This is a genomic window from bacterium (genome assembly GCA_040753085.1).
GTDB lineage: Bacteria > UBA9089 > JASEGY01 > JASEGY01 > JASEGY01 > JASEGY01.
In genome coordinates this window covers 1-16,378 of sequence record JBFMHI010000049.1, presented here as the reverse complement: position 1 = coordinate 16,378, position 16,378 = coordinate 1, and the positions used below count along the sequence as shown (strand labels likewise).

19 protein-coding genes are annotated in these 16,378 nt (G+C 43.7%); all 19 read right to left on the bottom strand.

Annotated features, from left to right (window positions below):
- Window positions 1-191: 191 nt before the first annotated feature.
- A complete protein-coding gene (locus AB1797_06975) occupies window positions 192-488 on the bottom strand; it encodes a gas vesicle protein (GenBank protein ID MEW5767357.1) in 297 nt (98 codons plus the stop codon).
- Window positions 489-505: 17 nt separating this feature from the next.
- On the bottom strand, window positions 506-769 hold the full coding sequence (locus tag AB1797_06970; GenBank protein MEW5767356.1) for a hypothetical protein: 264 nt from the start codon (window positions 767-769) through the stop codon (window positions 506-508).
- On the bottom strand, window positions 769-1,323 hold the full coding sequence (gene gvpJ / locus AB1797_06965) for a gas vesicle protein GvpJ (protein ID MEW5767355.1): 555 nt from the start codon (window positions 1,321-1,323) through the stop codon (window positions 769-771). Before gvpJ ends, AB1797_06970 begins: the two co-directional genes overlap by 1 nt.
- Before the next feature lie 188 nt (window positions 1,324-1,511).
- Window positions 1,512-2,342 (bottom strand): GvpL/GvpF family gas vesicle protein, encoded by an 831-nt coding sequence (locus AB1797_06960; GenBank protein MEW5767354.1) that lies wholly within the window; start codon window positions 2,340-2,342, stop codon window positions 1,512-1,514.
- 11 nt (window positions 2,343-2,353) lie between these two features.
- Window positions 2,354-2,608, bottom strand: coding sequence for a hypothetical protein (locus AB1797_06955; protein ID MEW5767353.1), 255 nt, complete (start codon window positions 2,606-2,608; stop codon window positions 2,354-2,356).
- A 2-nt stretch (window positions 2,609-2,610) separates the two neighbouring features.
- Window positions 2,611-2,850: a gas vesicle protein GvpG gene (locus AB1797_06950; protein MEW5767352.1), complete on the bottom strand. Its 240-nt coding sequence runs from the start codon at window positions 2,848-2,850 to the stop codon at window positions 2,611-2,613.
- Window positions 2,850-3,605, bottom strand: coding sequence for a GvpL/GvpF family gas vesicle protein (locus AB1797_06945; protein ID MEW5767351.1), 756 nt, complete (start codon window positions 3,603-3,605; stop codon window positions 2,850-2,852). The genes AB1797_06950 and AB1797_06945 overlap by 1 nt, the downstream gene beginning before the upstream one ends.
- 95 nt (window positions 3,606-3,700) lie before the next feature.
- A complete protein-coding gene (locus AB1797_06940; GenBank protein ID MEW5767350.1) occupies window positions 3,701-4,471 on the bottom strand; it encodes a GvpL/GvpF family gas vesicle protein in 771 nt (256 codons plus the stop codon).
- A 1-nt stretch (window position 4,472) separates the two neighbouring features.
- Window positions 4,473-5,522 (bottom strand): GvpL/GvpF family gas vesicle protein, encoded by a 1,050-nt coding sequence (locus AB1797_06935; protein MEW5767349.1) that lies wholly within the window; start codon window positions 5,520-5,522, stop codon window positions 4,473-4,475.
- Window positions 5,523-5,588: 66 nt separating this feature from the next.
- Window positions 5,589-7,784 carry a CDC48 family AAA ATPase gene (locus AB1797_06930; GenBank protein ID MEW5767348.1) on the bottom strand — a complete coding sequence of 732 codons (2,196 nt, stop codon included), beginning with the start codon at window positions 7,782-7,784 and terminating at the stop codon, window positions 5,589-5,591.
- Between the two features lie 6 nt (window positions 7,785-7,790).
- Window positions 7,791-8,723 (bottom strand): ArsA family ATPase, encoded by a 933-nt coding sequence (locus AB1797_06925; GenBank protein MEW5767347.1) that lies wholly within the window; start codon window positions 8,721-8,723, stop codon window positions 7,791-7,793.
- A gap of 372 nt (window positions 8,724-9,095) precedes the next feature.
- Window positions 9,096-9,632, bottom strand: a complete 537-nt coding sequence (gene hsp20 / locus AB1797_06920) for an archaeal heat shock protein Hsp20 (protein ID MEW5767346.1) — start codon at window positions 9,630-9,632, stop codon at window positions 9,096-9,098.
- Between the two features lie 611 nt (window positions 9,633-10,243).
- A complete protein-coding gene (locus tag AB1797_06915) occupies window positions 10,244-10,549 on the bottom strand; it encodes a hypothetical protein (GenBank protein MEW5767345.1) in 306 nt (101 codons plus the stop codon).
- Between the two features lie 115 nt (window positions 10,550-10,664).
- Window positions 10,665-11,603, bottom strand: coding sequence for a gas vesicle protein GvpN (gene gvpN / locus AB1797_06910; protein MEW5767344.1), 939 nt, complete (start codon window positions 11,601-11,603; stop codon window positions 10,665-10,667).
- 718 nt (window positions 11,604-12,321) lie between these two features.
- The gene (locus AB1797_06905; GenBank protein MEW5767343.1) at window positions 12,322-13,407 is read right to left on the bottom strand and encodes a hypothetical protein; all 1,086 of its coding nucleotides are present in this window, start codon (window positions 13,405-13,407) and stop codon (window positions 12,322-12,324) included.
- Window positions 13,408-13,477: 70 nt separating this feature from the next.
- The gene (locus tag AB1797_06900) at window positions 13,478-14,317 is read right to left on the bottom strand and encodes a hypothetical protein (protein ID MEW5767342.1); all 840 of its coding nucleotides are present in this window, start codon (window positions 14,315-14,317) and stop codon (window positions 13,478-13,480) included.
- 112 nt (window positions 14,318-14,429) lie between these two features.
- Window positions 14,430-14,636, bottom strand: a complete 207-nt coding sequence (gvpA, locus tag AB1797_06895; protein MEW5767341.1) for a gas vesicle structural protein GvpA — start codon at window positions 14,634-14,636, stop codon at window positions 14,430-14,432.
- 1 nt (window position 14,637) lies between these two features.
- Window positions 14,638-15,072 (bottom strand): response regulator, encoded by a 435-nt coding sequence (locus AB1797_06890; protein MEW5767340.1) that lies wholly within the window; start codon window positions 15,070-15,072, stop codon window positions 14,638-14,640.
- A gap of 253 nt (window positions 15,073-15,325) precedes the next feature.
- On the bottom strand, window positions 15,326-16,264 hold the full coding sequence (locus AB1797_06885) for a sigma-54 dependent transcriptional regulator (GenBank protein ID MEW5767339.1): 939 nt from the start codon (window positions 16,262-16,264) through the stop codon (window positions 15,326-15,328).
- Between the last annotated feature and the right edge of the window lie 114 nt (window positions 16,265-16,378).

Below are 16,378 nucleotides of genomic sequence, written 5' to 3'. Positions count from 1 at the left end.
CATCAAGGCAGGCTCTTGTTTACCCCATCCTTTTACCCAATTTGTGGGTAAGGATAAGCCCATCAAGGGAGAGGGAATTTTGCTTTGTCTCCCAACTAACTGCTTAACTTAGTTTTGAGTAGTTACCTGTAGTCAAAGCTGCCAGTTTACGGTGGCGGATTCGATGTAAGCCGCTGGGCTATTATCACCTTTTACGCGGCTCCTTTTAATTGCTTAACCTCTGTCTCAAGTTCCATAATCCTCTTTTCTCTCTCTGTCTCTTGTGCCTTTGTAGAAAGATAAGAATCTGTCTGCCACCAATTTATCCCCATTTCCATGGCCTTATCCACCGAGGCCACCAGCAACCTTATCTTTATGGTTAAAAGCTCAATATCAGCAATCCTGATCTGGATATCTCCGGCAATTACAATGCCTTTATCTAACACCCTCTCTAAGATATCGGCCAGATTAGTGGCTTCAGTCGCATGCCTCATTTTTTGTTCTGCCATAAATTTACCCCCTTTCCTTACGCCAACTTTTTTGCCTTGATAACCAGATTCGCTGTTCTCTGGCGCAAATTTGCGATAAAATGGCAATTGTTGCAATTTAAACTTTCACCATCATAATCTGGGCAAGAAAGAAGTATATCTACTTCTTTTTGTAATTCCTTAGCAAAACTTGCCTTCTTTTGTATTCCTTTAGCGTGATTAATCTTATCCGTGATATCCTTTATTACTGGCTCTTGCTTCTGGAATATTGGACAACTTATCTTGGCTTTATTCTCATTCATTACATTAAATCCCCCAAAGGACCTAAATCTAAATTCAACTCTTCATCTTCGATACCGAAGATGGCCTGAACCTCTTTCATCTTTTTCTTTACTGCCTTAAGGCTCAAGCCTAATTTTTGAACTTCGGCGGGAGAAAGGGTTCCTTTCTTTACCCGTCTGAAGGCTTCCTTTTCCATAAGTCTTCTGATGAGTTCAACCAGGCTCAAGATTAATTTAGCCAGCCCCTGCTCTGTTTTTTTAGGACTGCCCAGGTCAATGAGTGTAGGGATATTTTCTTCAGCCTTTCTTATCTCCTTTTGTAATTTTTTTATATACTCTTTATCTTCGGGAGTAAGTTCTTTGTCAGGGTCACTGAAGCTTTCACCTGAAAGCTCCTCTGCCTTGGAAACTGAAGTGAGGATAAGCCTTAGACCTAAAAAGACAAGGTCTACATCCGCCACCCTTATGACCATATCCCCATTGATAACTGCCCCTTTTTCTAAGACCTTATCCAGGACATCTACCAGGGTGACCTTAGTTTTTTCAATAGGGGTAGTGTTTAATAGATCAGACATAGATTACAACCCGTCCTCCGGGAACAAGGCCGTTTCGGCCACTTTAAGACGGTTCACAGTTCACGATCAATAGCCTATAAGGGACGGTGTGGACCGTGTGGACCGTGTGGACCGTGTGGACGGTGTGGACCGTGTGGACGGTGTGGACCGTGAACTCTATCCCCACTGGCCTAAACAATGAACCAGACCTACTTTTGTGCCTTAGTGGCTGAGTAGTGGCTAAAATTATACGCCGGCCAGGGACCGCTGAATTCAAGGTAACATCCCTGATCCTGCATCCTTTGATTTAAATCACTGGCCTTTTTCTTAAAGCCCTCGATTTTCTCCTCACTAATTAAATAGGCTGCATTTAGGATCATCGGCTCTCGCTTGCCTGTCAACTCCTTTCCTAATATCTTATTTTTGACGGAGGCTACCGCTTTCTTTTTTAACCCCTTAAAAAAGGCCTCGGCCATATTGTTTAGCTCGTTATCTACTTCTCTGGAAATCACCTCTCTAAGTTCTTCTTCCATAAAATAGGCCATACCCTCAGGCAAAGAGGCAACCTCTCTCTCCTTTCCTTTTATGGCTTCATTCTTCTCTTTTACCACCCGCTCAACTCTTTCCCTGTCCGCAAGATATACCTTAACCCCCCACTCCTGTTTACCTCGAATTCTGTCTAAGACCTCTTTGATCTTGGAATAGTCTTTGTTTAAGCTCTCTTCTAATCTTGCCTTCTCTTTAAAAATAGTGCCAAATCTCATCGGAATCAGGCTTAAGATATTATCATCCCTTCTCATCGCTTCTTCAATGACCTTTTCATGGATAACGACCTTTTCTTTAATCCAGTTCAGGTCTTCCCGGGCCTTAATTTGAATTGTTTCAGAATCGAACTCTTTCAGGGAAACCTTACTTACTACTGCCTCTAATTCGTGGCAGGCAATAGTAAAGACCTCTTGCCTTTCATCGATACCTTTTGCCGAGAATGGGAAAGGGGGTTCGAGCCTTTCCCTGATACAATAAAGATATAATCCCTCCACCGCTATTACTCCTATTCTTCCGGCCTTTTACGTTCGTAGAATTGGACTTCTAAGTTGTCATCCAATTTAACCGCATAGATATTTCTATCCTGGACCCTGGTGGGAAGGCCGAGGGATTTTATAAATGAACTCTCCTCGTATACCTCTGCCTCGGCTTCCCAAACATCGCCCACCCTGGCCGCCTTAATGACCTTTACCTCTTTGACATGGAGGCTCTTTTTTAAGAATTCAATAACGGCGTTTCTGGCCTCTTCTATATTAGCCATTTCTACACCACCTCCTCTTTTGCTTTTCTAATCGCGTCTAAACGCTCTAAGAGTTCTTTCTCTTGCTGGTTATATTCCTCTTCTCTTATCTCATCCAACTCAAACCGCAATTGCAATTCCATAAGCTTCTCTTTTATTAGTCCCTCATCGGAGGCCTCCTTTCCTACCACCTCATTGATCTTCTTTCCCAGCCAGATCAGGCCTTTTAATGGTGACAGTAATATATCATCAATTAAAAACATCAGTATTCCTCAGTCTTGATTACCAGATTAACGAAATTAAATGGTGGCAGGGTGCCTACATACTTAAATTTTATTTTAGCAGCATATTTGGTATCAAGTTCATTTATCTCCCGGTCAAACTCTGCTTCTTTATCTTTTTTCACCAAAAAAGCGGCGTTGATAATCATCCGTTCACCATAGACATTATTGACCTTCACATCTTCGGCCAAAGGTGATAAGGCATCTAATATTTCCTGGTGATAAATCTCTTTCTCTTCTCCTAAGGCCGCCTCAACCATCTTCCCTATCTCCATTCGTTGATAATATGTCTTCTCTGGGGGGAGGCTGGCAATCTTTTCCTTTAATAACCTTATATCCTCGTATCTTTCTAAAATATCTTTATAAATCACATCCTCCTTAAATACTGCCTTTAGCCCAAGTTCTTTTTTGCCTTTAATCTTATTTAGCAACTCCTTGAATCTATGATACTCCTTTTCTAATATCCTTCCAACCTTCTCTTCATCCCCGGCAATGGTGCCAAACCGAACCGGCAAAACCACATGCTCCTTCATTACTTCCTCAACTGCCCTTTCATGAGCCACCATATTTTCCCTTGATACTGAATACTTCACTATGGGAGAATTGCTTACTACAGCGGCTATATCGTCAAAGCAGATGGTATGCAATTCATCACCCCGACCACCAATCCCCAATCGACCAAAAGATTGAGACTGGCTGGACTCAATTATACAGTAGATATATTTGCCTTCTTTCACCGCCACTTTATCTCTTCTCCGACCTATGCGGTTAGAAATCGAGGCTATCTCCCCCGAAGCTAAGGATATGTCCCCGCTAACCGCACAGGTCGCTCCTATTTCTCCCACTCCTCAGGGTAAATGACAATGTTAACAAAGTTAAATATTGGCAACGGCCCGGCGTACATAAACTTTATTCTATCCTTATATTCTTCACTTAAATCATCCATAATATTATCGAACTCTTTTTCCCGGCCCTTATCCACCAGGAAGGCGGTATTCATAAACATCTCATCATTAACGGCCTTGTTGAGCTTATAATTAACAGCCATCCTTCTCAAGGCCTCTACTATCATATCTTGCTCTTTCTCTTTTTTTTCTTGGAGGGCCTTTTCAACCATTTTCCCAACCTTCATTTTAGCTTGGAGGTTCTCCTTAGCTAGCTCTTTGGGGACATTTCCTTTAGCCTTCTTGATCTCTTCGTTTTCCTCTACAATCTCTTTAAAAATTACATCCATATTCTTCCATATTCCTTTAACGCCTAATTCTATCAGGTGGTCCATATCTCTCAAGGCAGTCTTAAATTCTCTGTATCTTCTATCTAAAAGATTTCTTATCTCATCGGCATTAGAGGCAATAGTGCCAAACCTGACCGGGAGCACGCTGTCAAATTCTTTCATCACTTCTTCAATCACCTCCTCATGAGCCAGCATATTCTCGCGACTTACAACAAATTTAGTCATAGGATGATTGCTTACTACCATGCTCAGGTCATCGTAGCCTATAGTTAAGACCTCATCGCCCCTCCCGCCTATCCCGATAGGTCCAAAGTTTCTTTCTTGATTAGTCCCGACAATACAATAGATATATTTCCCTTCCTTGCCCATATCACTCCCTCACCTTAACTAATAATATTGCCTTCTCTTCAAATTCTTCCTCTTTGAAAAAACGCCTCTCTTTTTGGCCGGCCTGTTCTAAGGCCTGGCCATAATCAACCAGTATGTGGTAGGCCGTGGTTATCTCATCAAATTCTTCTCCTATATCGGGGACATCCGGGTTTTTATCCGGGTGAAAAGAAAAGGCCAATCGCTGATAAGTCCTTTTAATTTCATCTTTGGTGGTAACATCATTTAAAAGCCCCAGTCTCTCTCTTGCCCACTCTATCTCTTCCCATTCCATCTTCTTTACCTCAAGCGTGTAAAAGCTATAAGGGGGAAGTGGGCCAACGCATCTAAAATTTAACTTCTCAGCAAATTTAATATCCAGCTCTTCTATTTTTAAATCAAAATCCTTTTGTTTGTCTTTATCTATTAGAAAGGCGGTATTAATAATCATCTTATCATCCATTAACTCATGTGTTTTGAGGTCCTGGCTAAGGGTCTTCAGGGCATTTTGGATCAGCTCAGCATATTTTTCTCTTTTTTCATCCAGGGCCTTCTTAACCATGGCCCCTACTTTCATCTGGTTCTCTACAGTTATCTCTTTAGGATTAGTAAGGAGCCTTTCTTTGAATTCCTTGATTTCTTTTTCTTCTCCAACCTCTTTTAAGACAGCATTAAAATCGCTCCAGGTAGCCGTGAGATCAATTTCTATCTTGTGGCTAATCTTAGCGAAGACATCCTGGATTACTCTGCCTCCCTTACTTAAGATATCTTTGACCTGGTTTTTATCTGAGGCAAACGTCCCTAATTTCATTGGGATGATGGTATATTCGGGCATTATTCCTTCGATTACCTGCTGATGTTTAATAAGGTGCCTGGCTAAGGCGTCTTTAGTCATATAATCATAATCGACAATTTGAGAGTCGCTTACTACGGCTGAGATATCCTGGCCAGGAATGGTGTACACCTTTTCGCCGGTAGTTATACCCTCAGGAGTAAAAGATTTTTCTTCATTAGAATTTATTATCCCGTAAATATATTTTTCTGTTTTATTCATAGCCATCCCCTCTTTGGATAGGCTGAAGGTTGAAGACTGAAGGCTGTCCCTAAAAGCCCTCCACCTTCAGCCTTCAGCCTTCAGTCTATTCACCTGTTTGCTTTGAGCGGATATCAATTTCAGGGCCGCCTCAAAATGCCGCTGGGCTATCCTAAATTCTGACTTCGGGGTCCCCGCTGGCGAGTCGCTAACTTCCGGCTTCTGATTGATATACTCTCTTATGGCCAACATAGCCGCCTTACGGCAGATAAATTCAATATCAGAACCTACCATTTCTTCGGTCTCTTTAGCCAACTGTTTTAAATCTACATCCCTGGCCAGTGGCTTGTTTTTAGTATGGATCCTGAATATTTCTTTTCTGGTTTTTTCATCCGGCAAAGGCAGCTCCAGCAGAAGATCAAATCTGCCGCTACGCAGGAGGGCCGGGTCAATTAAATCTAATCTATTAGTAGCGGCTAAGACCACCACCCCCTTAAGTTCCTCAATCCCATCCATCTCCGTTAAAAATTGGCTTATTACTCGTTCTGTCACATGGGCGTCTGTGCCGGCGGAATTTCTTTTGGGCACCACCGCATCCATTTCATCAAAGAATAAGATGGTCGGGGAGGCCTGCTTTGCCTTCTTAAAGATCTGGCGGATGGCCCGCTCGCTTTCTCCTATATACTTGGATATAAGAGCCGGGCCTTTGACAGAGATAAAATTAACCTTGCTCTCGCAAGCCACTGCCTTGGCTAATAAGGTCTTTCCTGTCCCAGGTGCCCCATAAAGTAAAATCCCTTTAGGCGGATTCGTATCGGCCTTTTTAAAGACACCTGAATATTTAAGCGGCCATTCCACCGCTTCTTTTAGTTCTTGCTTAATATCTTCCAGACCGCCCACCTCGGTCCACTTTACATCCGGCACCTCAACAAACACCTCTCTAATGGCAGACGGTTCAACCTCTTTCATCGCCTCCAGAAAATTATCCATGGTCACTTCTAATTCAAGTAATGTCTCATAGGGGATATCGGCCATCTCGAAGTCTATTTTTGGCAAGATCTTTCTTAAGGCCGACATAGCTGCTTCTCTGGCTAAGGCCTCTAAATCCGCCCCCACAAATCCATGGGTAATCTCAGCCAGCTTTTCTAAACCGACATCATCTGCCAGGGGCATACCTCTGGTATAAATCTGTAAAATTTCTAATCTTCCATTCTTATCAGGAATGGGAATGGATATCTCTCTATCAAATCGTCCGGGCCTACGCAAGGCCGGATCAACCGTATTGGGAATATTGGTCGCCGCCACAACAATTACCTGACCCCGCGACTTCAGGCCATCCATCAAGGCTAAAAGCTGGGCCACTACTCGGCGTTCAACCTGCTTTTCGCCACCCATCTCTTCTCTTTTAGGGGCAATAGCATCTACCTCATCGATAAAGATTATGGCCGGGGCGTGTCTTTGGGCATCCTCAAATACACTCCGCAAGCGCCCTTCACTTTCTCCATAGAACTTGCCCATAATCTCAGGGCCTGAGATATGAGTGAAATAGGCATCGGTTTCATTAGCCACGGCCCGGGCAATTAAGGTCTTGCCTGTTCCCGGGGGGCCATGGAGAAGAACGCCTTTGGGAGGATCAATCCCTAATCTCTCGAATACTTGAGGATATCTTAAAGGGAGTTCTATCATCTCTCTAATTCTTTGAATTTGCGGATCAAGTCCGCCAATATCTTCGTATGAAACCCTGGCCGCCTTTCCTTCCCCCACCCCCTTTTTTGTTTCCATCTTTATTAAAGTGGTTGGGGTTATCAAGACCACGCCCTCAGGGATAGTATCGGCCACCTTAAAATCGCAGAACCGTGACCCAAAGAGAGTCACTCTGACCCTATCACCACAAGTAACCGGGAGTCCTTCTATCAGTGAGCCGATATATTTAGTATCTTTGTCTCTTTGAAGCAGACTTGATACCGTCAAAGGGGAGAGGCTGATTTTACCGGCGGGTTTATAGTCGATTTGGCTGATCTTTGCCTTCTCATCCAATCCAATCTGGGCATTTTCCCTGGATATTCCATCTATCTGAATAATCTTTTTCCCTCTATCTTCAACATAACAGGGCATTACTTTAGCCGGTGTCTTTCTTTTGCCCTCAATCTCTATAATCTCACCTACTTCTAAGCCAAGTTGCTTAATATCTTCAGGGTCTATCCGGGCAATTGCCCGGCCGGCATCTTTGGGTAAGGCCTCTTTTACCTTCAAAGTCATGGTGGTTGCCTTTCTTGGAAGCATTCAGGCTTAGAATAACAGTTTCTTAAAACTCTCCAGGGCCTTTATGCCTTTAACTTCTCGAGGCTGTAAAGGTATAACGGTTATCTTTAAGTTGCCAAATCTTTTGCCTATTTGGTCTATATATTTTTCCTGGGCTGCCTTTCTTTCTCTACAAAATTCACAATCTCTCGATTCTAAGACATTATTTACCACTAATTGCCTTACCTTTATCCCATACTTACTTAGGGTGTCCACTAATCTTTCTGTCTCTAAAATGGCCATATCCTCCGGTATGGTTACCGCCACAAACTCACACCTTTGACTATCCCGAAGCAGGCCCTCAATTCTTTTGACCGTCTTTTTCATCTCCAGGAGAAAATCATCGCCTTCGTCAGGCCTATATTTACCACCAAAGGTGGTGACCATATACCTGTATTTCCATCTCATCCTGGCCATTACCTTAATCCAGTCGTCGAGAAGCTCAGGCAAGGTTAAGAGTCTTAAGGCGTGGCCGGTCGGGGCGGTATCCACGATGTATTTATCAAATTCGGCCCCTTCGATTAAGTCAAGTATCGTCTTAAATCCCATCACCTCATCTATGCCGGGAATGGGTAAGGCAAAGAGGGAATCGATATCTTCCTGATCTAAGTAGGTAGAGGTCTCTAAGATCTTTTTTATCTGGTCTTCGTAGGTGGTCTTAAATTTTGAAAGGGCCGACTCAGAGCTTACCTCAAGTGCGCTTAGATTCTTTACTCCTTTCACCTCTTTTATCTCATCGCCGATTTTCTGTCCCAGGCTATCAGAGAGCGAATGGGCCGGGTCCGTAGAAAGAAGCAATGTCTTGAAATCCTCAGCTAAATAAAGACCTGTGCTGGAAGCACAGGTCGTCTTTCCTACCCCGCCTTTTCCGCCAAATAGAATTAATTTTAACCTCTCTTCTCTTAAACCAGTTAAAAGCATAACGTCTCGGTGAATAGATAGGCTGAAGGCCGAAGACTGAAGGCTGAAGACTGAAGGCTGTCCCTAAAAGCCTTCAGCCTAAAAGCCTTCAGCCTTCAGTCTATTCACCTTAGTAGTTACCTATTTCGTAACCGTTCAGGTATGCACGAATTAGCACGGATAAATAACACAGGACAGAAGGCGGAAGTGTAGGGACAGGGCTTGTCCCTGTCCAGAGACAGGGCTTGTCCCTGTCCGTGCTTGTCCATGTCCGTTCCGTAGACGGACAACCACAAGGGTTGTCCCTACAGCCTAAGGACAGACCCTAATCACGGACACGGCTCACGGATTTTCCGTATTTCATCTGTGTGCATCTGTGGCTGAACGGTTACCCTATTTCTTTACTTTTACTTCTAAGATACCGTTTTTATAACTCCAAGTAAGGGTCTTAGGCTCAACCTTTGCCGGGAGTAAAAGCTCTTTATAGTATTTTCTCTCTCCATTGTGGGCGCTAAATTCAAGGATATCCCCCTTTAGTTCCAACTTTATATCTTCTTCTTTAACGCCTGGCATTTCAGCATAGACCCGGACTTCTTCTTTTTCGTCAAAGACATCGGTAATAGGCTCTCTTTCTTCCTCCACTGCAGGCCCTTGGGGGCTTTTCTTAATATTGCCGAAGGTCTCAACTATAGGCTCCCCTCCCACGGCTGTCTTTACAGAGAAGCCAAATACACCTTTCATACCTTTTTTAAGATGGCTCAGGTCTATTTCCCCTTCTTTTTTGATCTCGCCGCCGGCCTCTTTCAATTCAACCGCCAGATCAATCAGCTTTTCTATGCCTTTAAGTAGACCGCTGAAGCTGAATTTCCCTAAACCAAGGTCCATATCTAAACCCGCTTTCTCATCTTTTCCCTTTTTCTCTTTGGCCATTTGGCTGCCCTCCTCTATCAGTGCTTATCCTTACCCACATTTTTTAAAAACCACTTCTTCGTGTCCTTCGTGCTCTTCGTGGTTTATCCTTACTTCTCCCATCCTTCTACCCAATTTGTGGGTAAGGATAAGCTATCAGTGACCCCCTTTTGAATCATACTGGATGGTCCGGCCAAATGTCCCCAGGGAGAAAAAGCCCCAGAAATTTGACTTTTTGCCTAACCATCATAACTTATATTACTATAAAAACAAGCCTAATTCAAGTTATTTTTTTGGAATAACTCCCTTTCCTTTAGCCGTATCTACTCAAAATCAATTAAAAAAGTAAGCTCATTACAGATTATAGTGCTATGGGTTAAGTTTCATCTCCTTTTGTCCTGACAGCGTCGGCATAAGAGCTTCCCCTCCCTTGATGCTTATCCTTACCCACATCTTTTAAAAACCACTTCTTCGTGTCCTTCGTGCTCTTCGTGGTTTATCCTTACTTCTCCCATCCTTCTACCCAATTTGTGGGTAAGGATAAGCATCAAGGGAGAGGGAATTTTGCTTTGTCTCCCAACTAACTGCTTAACTTAGTTTTGAGTAGTTACCTTTAGCCGTCTCCCTTGTGTCTAATAATTTACCGGCATTGTCTTAAGCGGTTTTGTCGGGACACCTCTATAATCTTTAATCTCTTGCTCTTCGTGCACTTCTCTTTGTAATCTTTCAATTCGTTTATTGATGCTGTTTAATTGCCTTTTGGCAGTGCTTCTTCTTTTATCTAAGGCAAAGATTTCTTTTTCTAATCTATTCTTCTCTCTTTTAAGCATATATAATTCTAAATAGCTCGATCTTTGAACCTTGGGGATAGAGCGCGCCCCTACCGAGTGGATACTTTTTATCTCTCTTGCCCCTATAATTTGGTGTGCCTTTTTCATTTAACAAACCTCCTCGGATGGCAATTATCAAGGTGAATAGGCTGAAGGCTTCTAGAAATAAATGCGGAGAGCAGATGATTGGACTTCAGCCTTCAGCCTTCAGTCTTCAGCCTATCTACCTGAAATTGTTCATCGTCTGCTGACTGTATCTTTCAACCAACTCTTTAACTATCTCTTTTACCCTGTTCTGATTTGTCTTTGATCCCACCCGGCTTGTTTCAGAAGCCAATATATCCTGACACATCTGAGTAAAGGCGCCATTAGCGCCTGAAAGAGGAAGGCCTACCACCTTAAGTGTCCTGGCAATCATAATACAGCCCCGGACGGTTGGAGCAAACTCACACTTCCCGGATTCCCTCAAACCCCGCACAATCTTAACGATCATCTCGGCCCGCGGCTTAGAGAGTTTGGATTTTGCCCGGGTGATAGCCACTTCGGTATCATAATCAAAGTGGTCTAAATCCATGGTGATCATCCTGTCTCTTAAAGCATCCTGGCTTCGGTGCACCCCGGCATATTCCTCAGGATTAGAGGTAAAGATAGCGGTAAAATTGGGATCCACTCTTAAATACGGCTCCTCACCACCTCTTCCTACGGGCAGATCCATCATCTTCTCCTGCAGAATAGAAAGAAGAATATTGTTCGCCTCGGGACGAGAACGGGTGAATTCATCGTATATTAAGGTGAATCCATACTTACAAGCTACAGTCAACCGGTTATCAACCCAACGCTTGACCATATCTTCTTCTGTCTTTAGCACCCTGGAAATAAACCGATCTACCACTTTTTTAATCCGGTAGCCATATTCACCACCCACCAGATCAGAGGTGGTGAACTCTTCATCTCCGTGGATCATTACCACCGGTCTGGTAATCTTACTGGCCAGGTGCATGGCCAGGGTAGTCTTACCCGTCCCAGAAGGCCCCCTCAGGTGGACAGGGAAACCCGCCTTAATATAGGAAAGGGCCCTCTGGGTAATATCCCTCACATACTTTGTCTCTATAAAGTCCGGCAAAGGACTTGGTTCTAATACGGTGGTCATCTCATCAATCATTTTATCTTATCCCCCCTTGCCTCATCATTTTTGCCTTTATTCTCTTCGTAACTATTCAGCCACAGATTTACACGGATGAAACACTGATTTTTTTCGACCTGTACGGTTAGGAATTACAAGCAATTCTCCTCAAACCTGAAAGGTTTGAATTTTACATAACCACAGGTGAAACCTGCGGAAACGAAACATCTACCACAGCTCAACCCTGAAAGGGTTGAATTCTATGTGATGGATAATATTCGACCCTTGCAGGGTCGAGCGTTGCAGGTGTATTTATCTTCCGTAGCTTCCATCTACGGCTATTTAAAATTTGACGCTTTCAGCGTCAGTAGTCTGCAACCTTAACCGTACAGGTCGAAACTCATTCTATTTTATCCGTGCTAATCCGTGTCAATCAGTGGCTGAATAATTACTTCTCTTCTTCCTAAAGCCATATGGCGTAACTTCCTCGCCGGTTTAGAGTCAGATAGGGGGCAAGGGTTCCCGGCTGTAGGGGCACGTTGCAACGTGCCCCTACAGCCTTAAACCCTTGAATCCTCGAACCCGGCTGAAACCACCTAATGCCTTGTCAAGTTTATTAAAGCAAGTTGAATATTTTGTCGATGTCTTTATTAGGTTGATTTGGTAATTCACCAACAAAAATACGAGAATTAAACTAAAGAGACTCTACCCACAAATACTAACTTGACAAGGCACTAGGAACTTTCGCCGAGCTGGACTATAGCGGAAAATATAGATTCCCCTCTTTCCTGACCTTACCTTCCTCTAATAGCTCCTTGGCTACTTGTCCCAATCTTATTCTGTTAAGCCCCAGAGGTTCTTCCATATCGCTAACCTTTATCCCTGCCGGATGTGTCTCAATGAATTCCAATACCCTCTGGTCCAATGGCTTTCCCTCTTCAACTACCTCCTCAACTACCTCTTCAACTACCTCCTCAACTACCTCCTCAACTACCTCTTCTCCAGGTCTTACCTTTATCTCTGCCTTCACCGTCGGTTTAGCGCCTCTCTTCTTAGCCATCGCCGCCGTCATACCCTGCCAATTAGCGGCCATCCTCTTAAGTTCTTCACTCAGCATCTTCCTGTCAGTCTGACAACCTTTTAAGAGGTTGCCTACATCCTTATTCAAGTCTGTTACAAAACTTGCTAAGGCCTTGCCCTGCTCTTCACTCATCTGCTTCCTGTCAGAGTGAAAACCTCTTATCAGGTTACCTACATTCTTACTCAAGTCTGCGGTAAAGTCTGCTAAGGCCTTAGACTGCTCTTGACTCATCTTCTTCCTGTCAGCCTGCAAGGTCTTCATCAGGTTGCCTACATCCTTTCTCAAGTCGGCGGCAAAATCTGCTAAGGCCTTAGACTGCTCTTGACTCATCTGCTTCCGGTCAGCCTGCAAGGCCTTCATCAGGTTGCCTACATCCCTTCTCATGTCGGCGGTAAAATCTGCTAAAGCCTTAGACTGCTCTTGACTCATCTGCTTCCTGTCAGAGTGAAAACCCTCTATCAAGTTATCTACATTCTTACTCAAGTGGGCGGCAAAATCTGCTAAAACCCTGGATTGCTCTTCACTCATCTGCTTCCTGTTAGAGTGAAAGCCATCTATCAAGTTACCTACATTCTTACTCAAGTCGGCGGCAAAGCCTGCTAAGGCCTTAGACTGCTCTTGACTCATCCGCTTTCTGTCGGCGGCCAAGCCTTTCACTGTTTCTCGAGCATTGTTAACTAAGTCCCTAATTGACATTACCCGCATATCATGGGAAACGATAATGTCATCTGCTATACCTTTCATGCTATCAGCTATTTCCATCTTTACTTCCTCCTTTCAATTCCCCCTAATATTTTGGTGGGATTAATCTGTGCCCCTTCTTCGGGTACATTTATATTAACCCCGTTAAAAAGGATATAGTGTCCCTGGTAACACGGGGATTAATAAAAACCTTCGGGATAGCTTCTCCAGCGTCTGGTTGGTGTTTTTTAAGGAGCTCAACTGCCTCAGGTGAACCAGTCCTTCTTTGAGTCCTCTTCTTTTGCCCGGGCCGGAAGTTTCTGGCTGTTTCCCATCTTTCTTTTTTAAAATCTCCCAGCATCTTACGAACTTCTTTTCTTCGTTCTTCCTGGCGGGCTATTCGCTCTTGGCGTTGGATCTCAAATTCCTTAAGCATTGTTTTGAGATCTCTTATCCGGAGTTCCCTTCCTTTAGCTAAAAGTTCCTTGAGCCTGGTGGTCATTTCCTGTTGTTCTTTTTGAAAATCTTTTAGCCTGGAAATTACCTCATTTTTTCTTCTATCCTGTTTGGCAAGGATCTCTTTAATCAAGCCCTGGGAATCTTTGACCCTCTGGACTTCACCTCTATCAAGAGAATCTTTAAACTTACCCAAGCTCTCCCTTAAAGCGTTGGCCATCTCTTTCTGGTCATCAAGGTAAGTCCTCAATAAATCCTTTACCTCTTTTTCCTTTTCATCTTGAGTTGAAAGAATGCCCTGCATCATCCAGTCAAAATCTTTCCTTCTTAGAGACCCGGTTTGGGCAAGATTCTCCCGCAGTTGGGCGCTGATCTTTTCTCTTTCCCCTCTTGTGTCAAGGAAGGACTCTCGAAAGCCTTGCAAGAGTTGATGGGTAGTATCAAACATATCCGAAGTGCTTTGAATCTTGATCTCGTAAGAGGAAACTATATTCAGAATATCTTTCATCTCTTCTGTTAAGGCCATCGCTTTCATCTACTCCTTTCTCTTAAGAAGGGGGCTCTTGGCGGACCATGCTTTTTGTCCTGGATTTCAAGGACGCAAGGATGAGCCGGCAAGAATCCCCTTTTAGGTCCTGACTTTATCCTTAGGCGGCTGTGGCTGTTAAGCCAATAGCTTCAGCATACTTCAGGTAGGTCTCCACTGAGGCGGCTACCACTCTGGCCTCAATCGCCAGGATTTCAATGCCGACTAAAGAGACTCTCACCCAGGCATCAACCACCACACCCTTGTCCAGGATTCGGTCAATAACCTCAACCAAACTGGAAGAGCCAATCGCTTTTTCTACTGCCATGTTATCCACCCCCTTTCCTATTTAGATTCCGCTTTTTTGAAGGATGAGGCGCGGTCAACCTCGTCCCGGCCGACTTTTTCTTAGCCAGGGCATTCTTTACTATTCGGACCACCTTCTTTATATCAAAGGGCTTATCTAAAAAATCATAGGCCCCTAATTCTTTTGCTCTGGCTTTAGTAGAAGAGGTTCCATAAGCCGAAATCATTATTGTCTGGATGGAAGGCCTTATCTGGTGCGCTTTTTCAAGCACGGTCAGGCCGGATATTCCGGAAAGTTTATAGTCTAAAATCATGGCATCAAACCGGTGTTTCTTAAGCCTGTCCAGGGCAGTTTCCCCATCGTGGGCAATACTTACATTATACCCTTCCTCTTTGAGGATGTCTGAGACAACCTGGCACATATCTCGGTCATTATCAACCACCAATACCTTGGGCATCTCTTTTCCCACCCCTTACCTTACTTCCCCGTAATTGTTTTTTGCCTCTTATTGCCTTATTAGGTGAGCAAGAATTGTGCCAAAAGGTGCGATCCAAGACAAAATAATCGAGGGCTGGCGCATTGCTTTTAGTTGCAAGGGGTTAGGGGAATGAAATCTTTAAGGCAAAAAATCGAATCAAAAAGAGAGGCTAAAAAGGTGGGATATATTTGGGACAAAAGTGGGACAGAATTGTCCCCTGGGGTCGGAATCGTCACAGAGGTAAACCCAGGCTTTTCATTTTTCGATAAAGGGCCTTCCTGTTCATCTGCAGGATTTCGGCGGCCTTCATCTTATGGCCGCCTGCCTCCTTAAGCGCCTTTTCAATCAAATCCCTTTCAACTCTCTTGATTATGTTTCCAAATGAGGCCCCTCTATCTAAACTTATTTCGCGGCCTAAGAGGCCAAAGGACTTAGGGAGGTTATCCTGAGGCTTGATTTCATCTATAGATAAATGGGCAGGCATAATGGAGTCAGATTCAGTTAATAATACCGCCCGTTTGATTACATTCTTTAATTCCCTGACATTACCCGGCCAATGATAATTTAGTAAAACCTTTATTGTCTCAGCGGAAAACCCTTTTATCTTTCGGTTAAGTTCTTGATCTGCTTCTTCTAAAAAGTGTTTGGCCAAGACCGGTATATCTTCTTTTCTTTCCCGTAAAGGGGGCAAATTGATATGGAACTCGTTTAATCTGTGAAACAGGTCATCTCTAAATTTGCCTGCTTTTACCGCCTTATGAAGATCAGTATTAGTCGCCACGATAATTCTTACCGCAACTTTTATATCCTTCTTCCCCCCTAAACGTTGTATTTTTTTCTCCTCTATGACCCGCAGCAGTTTCATCTGGGCCGCCTCCGTCAGATTACCGATCTCATCCAAAAATAAAGTACCGCCATTAGCCTGCTCAAATTTACCTTCTTTTTGAGTATCCGCGCCGGTAAAGGCCCCTTTCTGGTATCCAAAGAGTTCGCTCTCCACCAATGTCTCTGGAATGGCCCCACAGTCTATGGCCACAAAAGATCTATCTTTTCTTGGGCTCTTTTGGTGTATCATGTGGGCGATTACTTCCTTGCCTGTACCGCTCTCACCCTGAAGTATTACCGTCATACTGGTGGGGGCGATTATTTTAACCTGCTTTAAGACTTGCATTCCGCACTTGTAAAACAGGGTTATATGTGGTAAAATAGTAACGCATAGCCAGCAATAAACACAGCAATAAAGAAAGCAGAGGTCCTACCAATGATCAAAGCACTTAATGAAGTA